This window comes from Glutamicibacter sp. GQ173 (genome assembly GCF_059759215.1).
The window spans coordinates 40,518-56,288 of the sequence record NZ_JCAXDT010000012.1 but is presented as its reverse complement, the minus strand read 5'-3'; the positions used below and the strand labels follow the sequence as shown (position 1 = coordinate 56,288).

Genomic DNA, 15,771 nt, shown 5'->3' with positions numbered 1-15,771 from the left:
TGCCGGGGTGGCGCTTACTGCTGCCCCGGCAATACCACCGGCCGCGGCGCATCCCCGCCGGCCCCGCGGCTGGCCAGAACCAGGTCGTGGGCACGCTTGGCCACGTCCGCATCGCGTTCACCGAGCAAGGCGACCAGGCGTTGCAAATGATCAGCCCGTGCGGCATAACCCGAGCCAAGACGCTCGGACAGGCTCACGGTGGACAGCTCCTCGGCTTCGCGCCAAGCCATCATCAGCGCGCGTTCGAAGAGACGCTGCCCCGCTTCATCAGCGTGCCCCGACTCCGAGGCACCCAAAACAGCAACGGCGTTGATCTGCGAATCGTCCAGGCCCAGGGCCAAGCGCTCCAACCGCCGCCGTGCCTGCTGAAGCGAGCGCGAACCGCGGGAGAATCGGTTGAAGCGCGTGGTGGCACCCAATAGGTACTGAACCAGTTGGATCAGGTTGAGCACCGTGAAGAAGAACATGAACGTGAGGATCCAGAACAACAGAGCCGTGTTGTAGTCAGGTTCTTCGTATCCAGCGCGCTTGAGCACCGTCGCGAAGTCCTCGGCCGCATGGGCCACTTCCATCGACGGGTACCGGGATTCATAGATGCTTCCGTACTCCCAACCGCTAGTTGATCCCCACGAAGCAGTCCCGCTGATGACAGCACCTGATATCAGGCCGGGCATGATCCCCTTGCCTTCATCGGTGATCAGCAACGGGATGATTGTCAGGTTTTCGGGCAGTTCCTGGCTGACTGGATCCATCCGATCCTTGTATTCGTTCTTGATCCTCCAAATGGCCTGCCGCACGCTTTGAGGCGTCGACTCGCGATATTCCGAGCCTTCCCTGTTATGCAGGTCCAGATAGGATTCCGCGTCGCGAACGGCTACCAGCAGGTGCTGTTCTACCTCGAAGTCTTCTTCCATATACCGGCGGATCTCGGCCTCGTCAACCAAACCGGGCTTGTCATCGAATTCCAAGACCATGCCTTGGCCCGACCCATCGTAGGTTGCCTGCGGTTTTTTGGTCACCGAGGACACGATGATTCCGGCGGCAATGAGGCTGGCGCACAGCAGTACCGCGAGCAGTCCGATGATCTTGGCTCGGCCGAGCTTGCCCGGTTCATCCTTGCCGCCCGGGCGTGCGGTAGCGAATTTGTTCAGCAACGCAACGAGCCACGAAATGCGCTTGGTTTGCGTTTTCTGGCTTTGGTCCGTGCTGAGCGTATCGCCGAGAATTGAACGAGCCACGCTGTTGGCGACATGCAGCTGATGCAGGGCGCCATGTTGCGAGACGGGTGCCAAGCCCAGGGTCGAGCGCAGCTGGTTGTGCTCCGCGCCCACTTCCGGGATAGGCGGCCTCTTCCCATGGGGGTAGCGGCGCAGCTGACGGATCAGCCGCTGGGCAATGCCTGAAAGCTTTTCTTCAGCGGCAGACCACGCCTGCACGGCATCGATCTGCTCAATATCGCCCTGGGCTGCATCTAGAAGATTTCCCAACGCTTCGCGAAGTGCTGCCAGATCCGCGCCGGCAACCATCCTTCCCGGCGCGTCTTCGAGGCGAATCAACAGCGCTGTCGCCGCATCGTTGATCGGGCTGCTCAGCTTGTCGAAAGTGGAACCGGTACCGGCCAGGCGCGCATGCACCGAACCGGCACCCATGAGACTATCAGCCAAGCCGGTCAGCTTGCGCGTGGTGGCTTCAAAGGCCGCAAGCTTCTCGCCGGTTTCCTTGCCCAGGCATTGCTCGCGGTCAAAAAGTGCACCGACCAATGGGTCCTCATCGCGGGCGGCATTCAGCGACAGCTTCTGCAGCTGCGTCCATGCTGCGCTGAAACCTTCGGGACGCCTCGAGGGTTCAGTGGCGGAATATGTGGCCTCCAATGCTTCCAAGTCCAGCACCACGCGGGCCAGCTTGCGCTGGGCCACAGCCAGGCGGCGGTGCCTCGATTCCCACCGGGAACGGAAACGCAATGCAGGAACAAGGAAAGTCGCCGTGAGCATGGCACTGAGTCCGACTACGGAGAACCAGAAAATGACCGAGCTCGTCGCCGATTTATCCAGCACCACCGACGCGGTGTGCGCGGCGGCGACCACTGCCTTGGATCCATGGCCTACAGAAACATTCTTGGTGAAGGCCTTCCCGATGTCGTAGCTCAAGTCGGTATGCGCATCATCGCCGCCCGCAAGATTCCTGGCCAGCGCTACTCCGCTAAAGCGTTCCTCGACATCCATGTCCTTGGTTTCAAGGTTGTCCAGCTTGGAAGAGATGATGATCTGGTTATCCGGGATCTCGCCGCGCAGCTTTTCGTCTCCGGTCAGCCAACGGTCCACCAGTATCAGGGTCAGCGGTTGCGAAGAACGTACCGGGTACGCAGCCAGTTCCGCATTGACCTGCTCCTGGGTGATATTGAAATCTTGTTTTCCCTTGATCTGGACGGTGACTTCATAGGGCAGCGGCACGCTGGCGGCGTGCACTGCGAACCCGGCGCGTACCCCCAGCAGGGTGGTCACCAGAGCAAGAAAAATCGCTGCAAAAGCCGTCCAATGATAGGGGCGGCGCAAGCTTCGGCCCATCGAATCGTGCATCAATCGTGCGGCCATCAGTGCTTCCCTCCTTCCTGCCAGAAGGTCCTGAGCACCGAAATCGGATCATTGCTTGCGGCTGCCGCGCTGGGCAGGAAGGAGCGCATCTGCTCAACCAGGTTTGCGTCGGCCTTCACGCGTGCCGCATCGGCTTGGGCCAAGGCAGCATCCACCAGTGAATCCAGTTCGTCGCGCAGCACCCATAGGTCGTCCAGCAAGTCGGCGGCCTGTTGCGGGCCGGGCTTGGACTTTGCTCGTTCGTGGAGCTGGTCGAGTGCATCGGTGTGTGTGACAATTGCGGTGCGAACTTGTGGGGCAATTTCCAGTTGGGCGGCCCCGTCGCCATCGAGGAACCGCACCAGCAGCTCTAGCCCGCCTCGGTGCTGTTCGATGATCTGGTTCCACGACTTCACAGAGCTGCTGGCCGGTCCTTGCAGGCTGCGAGCTAGCTCAACTGCCCGGCGCAACAGGGTAAGGTGTTCGGACTGCTGCTCAAGTTGCTGTGCCTGGGCTTCAGAAATTCCAGCACCAGCGCTGGTGTCGACGAGGCCGGCTGTCGTTGAACCATAGTCGGCAAGGGCTTGCTCTCGTTGCACCTGGATTTCGTGCAAGGCCAGGGCACTGCGATTACCTGCCTGCACGTCAAGGGGTGTGGCCGGAATACGCCGAAGCGCATTAAGATCCTGCTGAATAGCGGATTCCCAGCGTTCGGCCTGTTTGGTTCGCTTTTGGGCAGCAGCTTGCAGCAATTTGCGGCGCTTGTTGCGCAATCCGAAGAACACGAGCACGCCAACGATGAGTGCCAGCACTCCGAGGGCGATCGACAGGGCGATCTTCTGATCCAGCGGGGCACGAAGGTTTTCAGTGGTTGACATCGCGACAGCGCTGATTCCAGCGGTGTAGTCGCCAGCTTCGAATTCCGCCTTGCCAGCTTCTAGGATCTTGTCTTTGCTGCCTGGTTCGGTTTCCCTGACGTTGCGCCCGGGATCAACAAAAACCTCGACGTCCCCGTCAGCCGATTCCGGAAGCATCACGCCCACCGCAATCCAGCCCTCGCCCACGTAGCCTTTGGTTTTGCCGTTCTCCAGCCAGTCATCGCTGAGTGCGTCGCTGTCCCCGAACATCAGCATGCCACGGACGAGTTGGCTCGCGCCTTTGAGGTTATTGGGCTTTTTATCTACGCCGAGAAGAATCTTGGCGTTTTGCCCATCCACTGCTTCACGGACCGCACCCATGATTTGTTCTGAATCGATTGCATCGATCGCTGCATCCGTCACTGCCAGGTAGAACTTGCCTTCTTGGGAAGTGACCGAGGGAATCAGAATGGTGTCTTCGTTCTCTGACTCGTTGCTGGGCGACGATGACGGATATACCGGTTCAGCGGAATCAGAGGAAGCTGCCCAGCCGGCCCCCTGTGCCGGAGCGCTGACCGCGCCAATGCCCAGGGCGCCCGCCATGGCCACCGCACTGGCCAGCAAAACAGTGTAGCGAAGTGGTCTTCCACGGCTGATGCGAGTCATGAAATCTACTGTATCAACAGGGCGTTGACTAACTATTGCGGTTCGCCGAGGGTAATCCTAGGTTTGCAATTCAGTCCAGTTGCTCCCGACCCTGCCTAGTTTATCGGGGTTCGAAACTTGCATGATGCGCTGGATGGATCCCGAGACAACATCAATGGCCAACACGTCTTCCCTGCCCTCCATGGCGAACAGCAAAGCCGGCTCGCCATTGATGTGGCTGGTGAAGATCCGGCGCCCAGGGTTCTTTCGTTCCACCCCAATCATGAATCGAGCGATCTTTTGCGCGCCATAGACCGGATTAAGCGCTGCACGCACCTTCCCGCCGCCGTCGGAGTAGAGCACCGCGTCCTGGGCCAGCAACCTGACCAGCCCGTTGATGTCGGCACGATGGATGGCTTGTACGATCTCGGTCAGCAGCGACGCGACACGGGAGACTTCAAGTTGCGGGGCTTGGGCTTGGCCGAGCTTCTTGGCGGCGCGGCTGAGCAATTGCCTCACTGCTGCCGGCGAGGTTTCCAAGACCGGGGCGATTTCGGCCGCGGCATATCCCAGGGCATGGTGAAGTACATAGGCAGCCCGGGACTGTGCGGAGAGCTCCTCGAGCAGAAACAGGACGCCGAGCCGCAGCATCGAATCGTTGATCGCGGCCTCTTCGGGCAGCGCATTCTGGTCGATCGGCTCGGGAAGCCAGCAGCCGACATAGTCGGTGCGCTGATGCTGGGCCGAACGCAGCACATCAATGGATCGGCGGGTCGTCAGCGTGGTCAGGAACCCTGGCCAGTTCTCCACCGCGGCGACCTGATGGGGCTCAAGCTTGAAGACCTGTTCACCGACTGCGGCAACCACGTCTTCTGCTTGAGCCCACACGCCGAGCATGTTGTAGGCCAGCATCGTCAGCCGGGGCTTGGCCTCTTGCCATTGCTCCAGCGCCATGCGGGCTTCGCGTTGTTCCACGCGCCCGATCGTATCAGCAGGTCTTGCCATTAACCGCGTACTGGTGGTTCGAGCTGAGTGGTGATGGCGATTCGGTTCCAGACGTTGATCGTTGAAATGGCCAAGATCAGATTTCCGATTTCTTCCTCGCTGAATTCTTCGGCCGCGTCGTTGAATACCTCGTCGCTCACGCCGTGCGCTGCATCCAGTCGAGTGACCTCGTCGGTCAATCGCAGGGCGGCACGCTCTGCATCGTTGAATAGTGGCGAATCGTTGTACGCGGCCACGGCGAAGAGCTTGGCTGCAGGAATGCCCATGTTCATCGCATCATGCGAGTGCATGTCCGTGCAGAAAGAACAGCCGTTGAGGATTGATGCACGGAGCTTGACCAGTTCATAGAGTTCCTTGGGCACCGCGGAACTGGCATAGGATTCCAGTCCCAAGACAGCTGCGTAGCCCTTCTTGTGGGTCTTGCTCAAGTTCATGCGCATGGCATTGCTCCCGTTGTTTCGGCGTTCACGGCAATTTTTATGCCGTCAATAGATACGTCGTTTCAGGAGCTTTAACTGTGACGCCCCGGGGAAAAACTTTTCAAAGTTTTTCCCCGGGGCGTCAGTGCGGTTTGCTAGTCGAGCAGCATTGCCGGTTCCTGCAGGATGGAAGCAACGTCAGCCATGAAGCGGGCCGAAAGGTCGCCATCGACTACGCGGTGGTCGAAGGACCCGCCCAGCGTGGTGATCCAGCGAGGAACCACTTCCCCGTCTACAACCCATGGCTTTTGGCGGATGGTGCCGAAGGCAACGATGGCCACCTCGCCTGGGTTGATGATCGGGGTTCCGGTATCAATGCCCAGCGCGCCGATGTTGGTGATGCTCAGCGAGCCGTCGCGCATGTCCTCCGGACGAGTCTTGCCAGCACGGGCTGTGGTGGCCAACTCGTTCAGGGCAACGGCCAGTTCCTTCATGTTCAGGTTCTGGGCATCCTTGATATTCGGGACCAGCAGGCCACGCGGGGTGGCCGCGGCGATGCCTAGGTTCATGAATCGCTTCTGGTGGATTTCGGCGCCGTTTGGCGTTTCCACCCAGCTGGCGTTCACCGATGGGTTTCGTGCCGCGGCCCAGATGACTGCACGAGCCAGCACCAGCAGCGGCGAAACCTTGATGCCTTCGAAGTCGCGGGACTTCTTCAGGCGCTGCACGTATTCCATGGTGCGGCTGGCATCCACGTCAACGAAGATCGAGACATGTGGTGCGGTGAAGGCCGAATCGACCATGGCCTTGGCCGTGGCCTTGCGGACGCCGCGCACTGGAGTGCGCTCGACCCGGGCGTCGGACAGCTGGCCGTGCGCCCAGTAGGTTGGCGCTGCCGCATGCTCGGCCTCGCGCTGGGCCTGGTAGCTGTTCACGTCTTCGCGAGTGATCTCGCCTTGGGTACCGGTGCCGACAACATCATTGATATCGATGCCCAGTTCCTTGGCCAGGCGACGCACCGGGGGCTTGGCCAGCACGCGGTCGACAAAGCTCGCCACCGCAGGCTTGCGGCGGTCCACTTCTTCGCGTACGACGCTGCCCAGCGACTGGGCGCGTCGGGTAATGGTGTCTGCCAGCGCCGAGCCGGAAGTGCGCACCGTTGCGGCGCGGGTGCCGGCTGTGGATGGGGTCGGACGGCTGGTGCGCTGGCGGCGTACCGACGAGTCCGCGGTGGGCCCGGAGCCGACCAGCGGGCCAGGTTCTTCCGAAGCCTGCGGGGTTGCAGTGTTCAGTGCTTCCACCGGTTCAGGCACACCGGTTGGAGGTGCGGCGTTGCCGTCCTGGTCGATGCTGATCAGCGGGTGATCCACCAGGACGGTGTCGCCTTCGGCGGCATGCAGTTCGGTGACGACACCGGCGAAAGGGCACGGCAGCTCAACGAGCGACTTTGCGGTTTCGATCTCGACAAAGATCTGGTTGACCTCGACGGTATCGCCCACTTTGACTTTCCACGAGGCGATATCTGCTTCGGTCAGGCCTTCGCCCACATCGGGGAGGTTAAAAACTGTCATTTCTACTCCTTGGGTCCCGCTTTAGTAAGCGAATGACCGGTCGAGGGCTTCGAGCAACTTGTCGATGTCAGGCAGGTACTGCGACTCGACCTTGGATATCGGGTAGGGCATGTGGAATCCTCCGACGCGCAGCACCGGTGCTTCCAGGGAAAGGAAGGCGCGCTCCGTGATCCGGGCTGCGATTTCGCCACCGATGCCACCGAAGGTCGGGGCTTCGTGGGTGACGATCAGCCGTCCGGTCTTCTGCACCGATTCGGTGATGGTGTCGAAGTCGATTGGGGAAATCGACCGCAAGTCGATCACCTCGATGCTTCGGCCATCTTCCAACGCCGCATCTGCGGTGGCCAGGGCAATTGGAACCAGGGGCCCGTAGGCCACGATGGTCGCATCGGTACCTGGGCGAACCACCTGTGCTTTGAAGGCGTCCAAGGCCGGCGTTTCGGTATCCACCTCGCCCTTGAGCCAGTAGCGGCGCTTTGGCTCGAAGAAGATCACCGGGTCCTGGCAGGCTGCTGCCTGCTGGATCATCCAATAGGCGTCATGGGCGTTGGACGGGGTGATAATGCGCAGACCTGCAGTGTGGGCAAAGAGCGCTTCCGGGGATTCGGAGTGGTGCTCAATGGAGCCGATGCCGCCGCCGTAGGGGATGCGGATGACTACCGGGGCGGTCAGGCGTCCTTCCGAGCGGGCATGCATTTTGGCCAGCTGGGTGGTGATCTGGCTGAAGGCCGGGAAGACGAATCCATCAAACTGGATCTCCACCAGCGGGTTGAAGCCGCGCAGGGCCATGCCCACGGCGGTGCCGACGATGCCGGCCTCTCCCAATGGCGAGTCGATGACTCGGTGGGTTCCGTACTTGTCGATCAGCCCATCGGTGATGCGGTAAACGCCACCGAGGCGTCCGATGTCTTCGCCCATGAGCAAGGCTTTGTCATCGGATTCCAGGATCTTGTCCAGGCCAGTCGTGATGGCCTTGGCCAGGGTCATTGTGGTGGTCATTTACTGCTCTCCCTCGGCCGCATCTGCGAATCCGGCTTCATATTCCAGGTGCCACGCCAGTTCTTCCTTGATCAGCGGGTGCGCTTCCGCGTACACCTGCTCAAAGGACTTCGCCAATGGCGGGACAGGGAATGCCATGGCGTCCTCGCGGACCTTGGCGGCCATCGCGTCGGCATCTTCAGCGAGCTGTTCAAAGAATGCGTCATCAACCAGGTTGTTGTCGCGCAGGTAGGTTTCCAGGCGGATCAGCGGATCCTTCGGCGCCCACTGCTTCTCTTCTTCGCTCATGCGGTACTTGGTGGGATCATCCGCGGTGGTGTGCGCGCCCAGGCGGTAGGTCACAGCTTCAATGAGCACCGGTCCCTTGCCGCTGCGGGCGTGCTCCAGGGCCCAGCGGGTCACAGCGAGCACTGCCAAGACGTCATTGCCGTCTACGCGGACGCCGGGCATGCCGTAGCCGGCCGCGCGGTTTACCAGTGGAACCTTGGACTGCACTTCAAAAGGAACCGAGATGGCCCACTGGTTGTTCTGGCAGAAATACACCACTGGCGCGTCGAAGGAACTGGCGAACACCATCGACTCGTGGGTTTCGCCTTCCGTCGATGAGCCGTCACCGAAGTAGGCCACGACGGCGTTGCCCTCGGCTGCGCGGCGTTCTTCGTCCCAGCCCTGCTGTTCCATGTTCAAGGCCATGGCGTATCCGGCCGCATGAGGCATCTGCGCGGCAAGAACCATGGTGTACATGTGGAAGTTGTTTTCCCGAGGGTCCCAACCTCCACCGGAAATGCCGCGGAAGAGGCGAAGCATCTCCGAGAAAGACACGTCGCGAGTCAGGGCGACTCCGTGCTCTCGATAGGTAGGAAAGATGTAGTCGTTCGGACGGGTAGCACGGCCCGAGCCGATCTGCGCCGCTTCCTGGCCACGCAGTGGAACCCAGAGGCACAACTGGCCCTGACGCTGCAGCGCTGTGGCTTCCTGGTCGAACCGGCGGGTCAATGCCATGTCGCGGTAGAAACCGCGGAGCATTTGATCGTCAACGTCACCCAGATACGCATCGTACGTTTCGTGGGAGTGACGCTGGCCGTCCGGGGTCAAGATCTGAATCAGATCCGTCTCCGTCGCCTCAGTCGCAGCACGCGTCATATATCTTCCTTTGATCTTAAATATGCCCCACACGGAATACATTCCGCATGGGACATATACGGCTTGTCTAACTCCTAAGCCTATAGCCATTGGCTGCTAAAACGCGAGACAACAGCACCAATCAGCTATGCGCCAAATACAGTGATTCCTTACACAGCTCGATGAATCGATCGTTCGCTTCCACTTCACCAATCGATACCCGCACGCCTTCATTGGCAAAACCACGTACCGAAAGCGCCACCGCATTCGCCCGCTCAACGAATTCTGCAGTCTTCTCCCCCAAAGGCAACCAGACGAAGTTCGCTTGGGTTGAAGGAATCTTCCAGCCCTGTTCCTTCAGCGCTGCCACCACGCGCTCACGCTCTTGAACCAAGGAATCAACGCGTTCGAGCACCCGGTCAATCTGCGACAGCGATGCGACCGCCGCGTCCTCGGCAACACTGGATACGGCAAAAGGCGTGGCCATCACACGAAGATTGTTGGTGATTTCCGGGTGGGCCACCGAGTACCCAACGCGGAGGTTCGCCAGGCCGTGAGCCTTGGAGAAGGTGCGGAGCAACACGACGTTCTCATGTTCGTTATAGGTATGAAGCCCATCCACCGACTTCTCATCGCGCACGAACTCGATATACGCCTCGTCCAGGACCACCAGAACATTTTTGGGTACTCGTGCCAAGAAGTCATCAACTTCGGCCTGGGTCAGGATGGGGCCGGTCGGGTTATTCGGCGTGCACAGCAAAATGATCGACGTGTTTTCGTTGACGGCGGCAATCATCGCTTCAAGATCGTGGCGTCCATCTTCCAGCAGCGGAATCTCCACGGGAAGCGCGCCAGCAGACTGAACGAGGATCGGGTAAGCTTCGAAAGATCTCCAGGCGTAGATCACTTCGTCTTGGATGCCGTCTTCGTTCTGCCCTGCGAAGGTGCTCAGAATCTGGGTCAAGGCGCCGAGCGACCCGGCACCCGTGACGATATCCTCGGCGGGAACGTCCAGATACTCGGAAAGGGCCTCGCGCAGCTTGGTCGACAACGGATCTGGATAGCGATTCAAGCTGCTTTGCTCAATCACTGCCTGTTGCACGGTATCCAGTGGGCCAAACGGGATCTCGTTCGATGACAATTTGAAGGCGGCCATGCCTTCTACAGATGCTGGCGGCTTACCCGCAGCGTATTTTGGCAAACGTGCAACGACGGGGCGTGGCTGCACCTGGTCCTGGGTCACCGGATTCTCAGTCATAGCTAAAGCGTATCCTCCATCTGGGGCCTGATTACATCCGATCCACATACCTGTCTCAGCTTTTTATGACAGAGTTAAAGCATGAGCTTCCTCATTCGAGTCATCATCAATGCTTTGGCCCTCGCGGCCGCTGTCTGGATCGTTCCCGGCCTGCAGATTCACGCTGTCGGTGACGGAGCAGTCAACACCGCAGTCGCGTATCTGGTTGTTGCAGTCATCTTCGGCTTGGTCAACGCCCTGGTCCGTCCCATCGTCAAGTTCTTCTCCTTGCCGATCACCTGCCTGACGCTGGGCTTGTTCACCATCGTGATCAACGCGCTGATGCTCCTGCTGACATCGTGGCTGACCAGCTTCACTCCCATCGAGCTGCTTATTGAAAATTTCTGGTGGGATGCCATTGCAGGCACCATCATCATTGCCATTGTCTCGGCGGTCCTGGGACTGTTCGTCAAGAGCGACAGGGACTAGCAACGGCGGTACGCCCCTTGAGCCAAAGGAGTGCGGTTTCCATATCGGAAACCACACTCCTTTTTTGTGTTCGGAAAGAGTCAGTGAGGCGGAGCCATAGTCTTGAGCTTTTGCACCGTTTCTTGCTGGTCCCGCTTAGCCTTTGGACGCCGAACGCGTTCTATCTTGAATTTCCTGGCTTTCAATGGCGCCCGTGGCAGGTGAAACTGCCGGAGCTGCTCTTGGATTTCAGGTTTCGGCTTTTCATCCAATTCGCGCAGGTGATCGCCGTAGTTCTTGAGCTGATGCGGTGTGCCGAACAAAGAATGCTCCTCGAGCTGCGGCTTGATCGTCTCCTTCGGTCCATCAAAGATCGTCGTGAAATGGTTCCGGCCCCGATTCTTATTCGGTGTTCCATCGGTTCCGGGGACCATATCCCTCGAATCCTCGATCGACAGGCTGCGTACATGATCGGGAATGTCGATATTTCCAATCGGCGATCCCAGCGTGATCATCTTGTTCATCTTGTACTTGCGATTCAAGAATTTGTTCCTCATCAGTTGGGCCACGTGAATCCCGCCCTGCGAGTAGCCAGAAAGGATGATCTCATCTCCTTCCCTGGCGCCGCTGGCTTCGATGGCCTCATCGATGACTCCTACGTAGTTCTCCGATTCACGACCTAATCCGTCGACAATTCCCCACTCATCAAAGCCATTCTTGATTCCATCCCTTTCTTGAGTTCCTGGAAGGATCACCACATAGGTATTCTCGTCGGCCTCCACCACCATGAATTTCCCGTTTTCTTCGGGACCCTGGCCTTCGAGCATGCTGTGCAATTCGAAGTAGCTTTCCATCCCTCCGCTCACTTGCACTAATTGCACAGGGTCCTGCTCCGTAATGACTATGTCGGTATCCCGGTGTGAACTGAAGTAGCGGATGAACTCGGCGAGTTCCTTGGTCTGGTGTTCAACCTGATCCCCAAAGCTCTTGTCCCACCCCAGCGCCAGGTCAGGGCGGCTGATCATCAGCAAGCGCAGAATGGTCTCCATATGAACGGTGGGAGGACGCATTTTGTTGTTCCGGATATCTTGAATGACCTCGCCAACTTTTTGCACGAAGGTAGAAGCAAGAATCTGGTGTTCTACCCGGTTCTCGGCGGACTCGTAATTCTGCCCGGCCTGCCCCATGGCCTCGGTCAGCTCTTGGCTCTCGATAGCCAAGGAACCTGCCTGCATCATTCCAACGCGCAGTTGCAGATCCAGCGCATCCAAGCTGGGGCTTCGCACCATCGTGCCGGCAGCCATGCCGACCGCGGCCAGTTCATTTTGGCATCTGGCCGCGATGCGCAGCGCGGCCAGAACTTGCTCGCGAACCCCGGCAAGTTCTCGAGTTACCTGCTGGCAGATTTCATGCGCTTGCGCGTAATCGAGCTGGTTGTAATTGACGTCATATCCCATGGTCAGGATGCCAATTTCTGCTGCAAGATCTGCAACTCCAGTTCTTGGATTTCCCGGGTTGCGGCACCCACATACGACTCGGCTTCCGCCAGCTCCCGGTTCAGCTGCTCCAACCAGGTGCTTAGCTCCAAGACCCGGTCATAAAAGGCCCGGCCCGCCGCAGATTTCCAAGTCAACGAACCAATGGAATCAAGCTGCGTAATGGCAAAACGGGTGGTTTTCTGGGCATCATCCAACTGAAAAGCCATCGAGTCCAACGTCGCTGAGAACATCATTTTCCTGCTCCTCGTCATTCGAATTCTGTTGCCCATCATGGCCGCGGACGCCACGAAGCAGAGCGGGAATGGCCCTCGATGTGGAAACCTGCATGAAGTAAAAGATGTGAAGGCGGGCAAGGAATGGAAGAATATGGGTATGGCTGAGATTGCGCGCACTTCCCTTGCTAATGAACCACTGGCACTGACTGCCCTCGACGGACGCTACCGCAGCGCCGTGGCACCGCTGGTTGACTACCTTTCCGAAGCGGCCTTGAACCGCGATCGCGTTCACGTTGAAGTTGAATGGCTGATCCATTTGACCGACAACTCCGTTCTTCCAGGCACCTCGCCGCTCTCCGATGAGCAGAAGGCTGCGCTGCGCAAGATCGTCACCGACTTCAATGCTGATTCCGTGAAGGAACTGGCAGAGATCGAAGCGGTGACCGTTCACGATGTGAAGGCAGTGGAGTACTACATCGCCAACCGCCTCGAAGCTATCGGCATTGGCAACCTCAAGCCGCTGGTCCACTTCGGCTGCACCTCGGAAGACATCAACAACCTCTCCTACGCTCTGGGCGTCCAGGGCGGCGTGACCAGCGTTTGGCTTCCAGCAGCCCGCGACCTTGTCGCACAGCTGGCCAAGATGGCTGAAGATTCCCGCGAAGTCCCGATGCTCTCGCGCACCCACGGCCAGCCAGCTACCCCAACCACCCTGGGCAAGGAACTGGCAGTGCTGGCATGGCGTCTGACCCGCCAGCTGGACCGCATCGAGAAGACCGAATACCTGGGCAAGATCAACGGCGCTACCGGCACCTACGCAGCCCACTACGCTTCGGTGCCAAGCGCCGACTGGCAGCAGATCTCCAAGAGCTTCGTCGAGCACCTGGGCCTGACGTGGAACCCGCTGACCACCCAGATCGAATCCCACGACTGGCAGGCCGAAGTCTACGCAGACATCGCCCGCTTCAACCGCATCCTGCACAACCTGTGCACCGATGTCTGGAGCTACATCTCCATCGGCTACTTCGCACAGATCCCCGTGGCAGGTGCCACCGGTTCCTCGACCATGCCGCACAAGGTGAACCCGATCCGCTTCGAGAACGCGGAAGCCAACCTGGAGATCTCCAACGGCCTGCTCGACACCCTGGGATCCACCCTGGTGACCAGCCGCTGGCAGCGCGATTTGACCGATTCCTCTTCGCAGCGCAACATCGGCACCGCCATCGGCCACTCGGTGCTGGCGATCTCCAACGTTGCCAAGGGCCTGGACCGCCTGTCCGTGGCCGAGGCAATGCTGGCTGACGATCTGGACCACAACTGGGAGGTCCTCGCCGAGGCCATCCAGATGGTCATGCGCGCCGAGGCCATTGCCGGCGTCGAAGGCATGGACACCCCCTACGAGCGTCTGAAGGACCTGACCCGCGGACAGCGCGTAGACGCAGCTCGCCTGAAGGAATTCGTCGGCGAGCTGGGCCTGTCCGCTGACGCCGAGCAGCGCCTGCAGTCGCTGACCCCGGGCACCTACAACGGCATTGCTTCCCAGCTGGTTGACCACCTGAAGAAGTAGCCTCACGCCACGGGAAAAGCCCGGCGCATCTTGGAGGTCTCCAAGATGCGCCGGGCTTTTCCTATGCACCGCGTGTCTTTTCCTATGCACCGCGTGTCTTTTCCCATGCACCGCGTGTCACGCAGCCATCACGTTTGCATCCACTTCGTCTTGTGTTCCACGGCGATGCCATGGAGTGGAAATTGGCCCATGGCCATTTTGAAGTACTTCGAATAGTCTGCCTCGGGGTATCGCACCAAAGCGATCTTGACCTCATGACCGCCATCCGCAGTTTGCCGTCCGGGCAGGCCTGCGTCGCCCTCGACTTTCAGCAGCAGCGAACGATGAAGCTGGGACGGGTCTCACAGGAGCTTGACCTTCGCCTCATTTTTATATTGGATGCTGGTGACCGATTCAATGGACTCCCACGGGATCCGCCGTTCTCCGCGCACCACAAGTCCGGATTTCTCGACGATCATGTCGATAGCTTCAGCTCCAGTGCGCTTGAGGCCGGCCAAGGCAGTCGCCGTGCCGATAGCTCCAAAAATCAGGAACGCTCCGCCGAATGCAGCTGGAATACCTTGCAGGCCGATTTGAGCTCGGCGGGAGGAGGATTCGGGGAGGTCGTTGCTGATCAAGTAGTAACCGAGATAGGCAAGTACTGCTCCGATAGCTAGAAGGACCAGGCTTTTCCGCAGCCTCGGCAGGTGGTGGGGCGGTTGCGTCACGAACCCAATGGACAAGTGCGGATCAGGATTTGGCTTGCTCATCTAATTTCTCTCAGCCCTCGCCGCCCGCAAAGACAACAGGCTCAAATAGTGCATCGCGGTTTCTTGCGTGATGGCCAAACCCGTCCCATTGGCTTTGTGGGCTCCCGGCAGGAACGCTAGTCCGAGGTTTCTCCCAACTATTCGAATGACCCGAGACTATGAGAAGCATGAATGATGCCCTGCAAATTACACCGTCGCTCCATGAGCTTCCGTTCAGCCAGGAGCTTGTTCAAAGAGCGGCGAACGCGGGATTTAGAACTGCGTCGGCTGTGCCTTGAATGCGAGGGGTATGCCGCGTCTTTCGAATTGGTCCAGCATCTCCTCGTAAAGGGTTCGATACTCAACGGCAGGGTAATGGCGAAGCGAAACTCGAACGCATGGGTTTCCATCCTTGGACTTTTCTACTGGCCCGTCTATTGGTCCGTTAACGTAAATGTCCAACGACCGGTTCAGATCAGCTCGATCCCAGAGGACCTGGACCTTCGCATTATTGACATGCTCGATACCGGTCACCGAGGTAACCGAATCCCAACTGATTTTGTGGCCGCCACGAACCGTTATGCCGCTGGCTTTGACTTTCAGGTCGATCGCTTCGTTGCCCTTGCGCGCCACTCCTTTTAGAGCGGTGACAAGTCCGACGATGCCGAAAATGACGAGTATGGCGCCGACTACTGTAGGAATTCCTTGCAAAATAATCTGGGCTAGGTAACTTGATGTCGATGGCAAGTCATTTGCGATCAGGTAGATCCCCAGGAAACAAAGAATCGCTCCCAGCAGCAACAGGCTAAACGACTTGTCTATCCTGGGATATAGATGCAGGGAGGAAGTCACAAACTCTTTGTGTTTAG

The 15,771-nt window shown here is 59.0% G+C and carries 14 protein-coding genes; 2 read left to right on the top strand and 12 right to left on the bottom strand.

Annotation, left to right across the window (positions count from 1 at the left end; translation table 11 throughout):
• Positions 1–14: 14 nt before the first annotated feature.
• From AC6CHO_RS16425 to AC6CHO_RS16390, 8 genes are all read right to left on the bottom strand, one after another.
• Positions 15–2,591: a hypothetical protein gene (locus AC6CHO_RS16425; RefSeq protein ID WP_498216544.1), complete on the bottom strand. Its 2,577-nt coding sequence runs from the start codon at positions 2,589–2,591 to the stop codon at positions 15–17.
• Positions 2,591–4,093: a hypothetical protein gene (locus AC6CHO_RS16420; RefSeq protein WP_498216542.1), complete on the bottom strand. Its 1,503-nt coding sequence runs from the start codon at positions 4,091–4,093 to the stop codon at positions 2,591–2,593. The genes AC6CHO_RS16425 and AC6CHO_RS16420 overlap by 1 nt, the downstream gene beginning before the upstream one ends.
• A gap of 57 nt (positions 4,094–4,150) precedes the next feature.
• A complete protein-coding gene (locus AC6CHO_RS16415) occupies positions 4,151–5,047 on the bottom strand; it encodes a sigma factor-like helix-turn-helix DNA-binding protein (RefSeq protein WP_498216540.1) in 897 nt (298 codons plus the stop codon).
• A gap of 29 nt (positions 5,048–5,076) precedes the next feature.
• The gene (locus tag AC6CHO_RS16410) at positions 5,077–5,517 is read right to left on the bottom strand and encodes a carboxymuconolactone decarboxylase family protein (protein ID WP_498216538.1); all 441 of its coding nucleotides are present in this window, start codon (positions 5,515–5,517) and stop codon (positions 5,077–5,079) included.
• A gap of 134 nt (positions 5,518–5,651) precedes the next feature.
• Positions 5,652–7,067, bottom strand: a complete 1,416-nt coding sequence (locus AC6CHO_RS16405) for a dihydrolipoamide acetyltransferase family protein (protein WP_498216536.1) — start codon at positions 7,065–7,067, stop codon at positions 5,652–5,654.
• A 21-nt stretch (positions 7,068–7,088) separates the two neighbouring features.
• Entirely contained in the window at positions 7,089–8,066 is a 978-nt protein-coding gene (locus tag AC6CHO_RS16400) for an alpha-ketoacid dehydrogenase subunit beta (protein WP_498216534.1), read from the bottom strand.
• Entirely contained in the window at positions 8,067–9,209 is a 1,143-nt protein-coding gene (gene pdhA / locus AC6CHO_RS16395) for a pyruvate dehydrogenase (acetyl-transferring) E1 component subunit alpha (RefSeq protein ID WP_195181012.1), read from the bottom strand.
• A 121-nt stretch (positions 9,210–9,330) separates the two neighbouring features.
• Positions 9,331–10,446 (bottom strand): histidinol-phosphate transaminase, encoded by a 1,116-nt coding sequence (locus AC6CHO_RS16390; RefSeq protein WP_498216532.1) that lies wholly within the window; start codon positions 10,444–10,446, stop codon positions 9,331–9,333.
• Positions 10,447–10,527: 81 nt separating this feature from the next.
• On the opposite strand from AC6CHO_RS16390, the gene AC6CHO_RS16385 reads away from it, so the two are divergent.
• Positions 10,528–10,914, top strand: coding sequence for a phage holin family protein (locus tag AC6CHO_RS16385; protein ID WP_060702699.1), 387 nt, complete (start codon positions 10,528–10,530; stop codon positions 10,912–10,914).
• A gap of 80 nt (positions 10,915–10,994) precedes the next feature.
• On the opposite strand, the gene AC6CHO_RS16380 is transcribed toward AC6CHO_RS16385, so the two are convergent.
• Positions 10,995–12,350 (bottom strand): hypothetical protein, encoded by a 1,356-nt coding sequence (locus tag AC6CHO_RS16380; RefSeq protein ID WP_498216530.1) that lies wholly within the window; start codon positions 12,348–12,350, stop codon positions 10,995–10,997.
• 2 nt (positions 12,351–12,352) lie between these two features.
• Positions 12,353–12,625, bottom strand: coding sequence for a hypothetical protein (locus tag AC6CHO_RS16375; protein WP_146276423.1), 273 nt, complete (start codon positions 12,623–12,625; stop codon positions 12,353–12,355).
• A 139-nt stretch (positions 12,626–12,764) separates the two neighbouring features.
• On the opposite strand from AC6CHO_RS16375, the gene purB reads away from it, so the two are divergent.
• Positions 12,765–14,174, top strand: coding sequence for an adenylosuccinate lyase (gene purB, locus AC6CHO_RS16370; RefSeq protein ID WP_498216528.1), 1,410 nt, complete (start codon positions 12,765–12,767; stop codon positions 14,172–14,174).
• Between the two features lie 341 nt (positions 14,175–14,515).
• Here purB and AC6CHO_RS16365 read toward each other — a convergent pair whose 3' ends face one another.
• Both AC6CHO_RS16365 and AC6CHO_RS16360 read right to left on the bottom strand, forming a co-directional pair.
• Entirely contained in the window at positions 14,516–14,923 is a 408-nt protein-coding gene (locus AC6CHO_RS16365) for a hypothetical protein (protein ID WP_498216526.1), read from the bottom strand.
• Positions 14,924–15,175: 252 nt separating this feature from the next.
• A complete protein-coding gene (locus AC6CHO_RS16360; RefSeq protein WP_498216524.1) occupies positions 15,176–15,754 on the bottom strand; it encodes a hypothetical protein in 579 nt (192 codons plus the stop codon).
• Between the last annotated feature and the right edge of the window lie 17 nt (positions 15,755–15,771).

What these genes read in the sequence shown, in the direction of transcription:
- AC6CHO_RS16425 (WP_498216544.1), bottom strand. Translation starts at nt 2,591, where the DNA reads ATGGCCGCACGATTGATGCACGATTCGATGGGCCGAAGCTTGCGCCGC.
- AC6CHO_RS16420 (WP_498216542.1), bottom strand. Translation starts at nt 4,093, where the DNA reads ATGACTCGCATCAGCCGTGGAAGACCACTTCGCTACACTGTTTTGCTG.
- AC6CHO_RS16410 (WP_498216538.1), bottom strand. Translation starts at nt 5,517, where the DNA reads ATGCGCATGAACTTGAGCAAGACCCACAAGAAGGGCTACGCAGCTGTC.
- AC6CHO_RS16405 (WP_498216536.1), bottom strand. Translation starts at nt 7,067, where the DNA reads ATGACAGTTTTTAACCTCCCCGATGTGGGCGAAGGCCTGACCGAAGCA.
- AC6CHO_RS16400 (WP_498216534.1), bottom strand. Translation starts at nt 8,066, where the DNA reads ATGACCACCACAATGACCCTGGCCAAGGCCATCACGACTGGCCTGGAC.
- pdhA (WP_195181012.1), bottom strand. Translation starts at nt 9,209, where the DNA reads ATGACGCGTGCTGCGACTGAGGCGACGGAGACGGATCTGATTCAGATC.
- AC6CHO_RS16390 (WP_498216532.1), bottom strand. Translation starts at nt 10,446, where the DNA reads ATGACTGAGAATCCGGTGACCCAGGACCAGGTGCAGCCACGCCCCGTC.
- AC6CHO_RS16385 (WP_060702699.1), top strand. Translation starts at nt 10,528, where the DNA reads ATGAGCTTCCTCATTCGAGTCATCATCAATGCTTTGGCCCTCGCGGCC.
- AC6CHO_RS16380 (WP_498216530.1), bottom strand. Translation starts at nt 12,350, where the DNA reads ATGGGATATGACGTCAATTACAACCAGCTCGATTACGCGCAAGCGCAT.
- AC6CHO_RS16375 (WP_146276423.1), bottom strand. Translation starts at nt 12,625, where the DNA reads ATGATGTTCTCAGCGACGTTGGACTCGATGGCTTTTCAGTTGGATGAT.
- purB (WP_498216528.1), top strand. Translation starts at nt 12,765, where the DNA reads ATGGCTGAGATTGCGCGCACTTCCCTTGCTAATGAACCACTGGCACTG.
- AC6CHO_RS16365 (WP_498216526.1), bottom strand. Translation starts at nt 14,923, where the DNA reads ATGAGCAAGCCAAATCCTGATCCGCACTTGTCCATTGGGTTCGTGACG.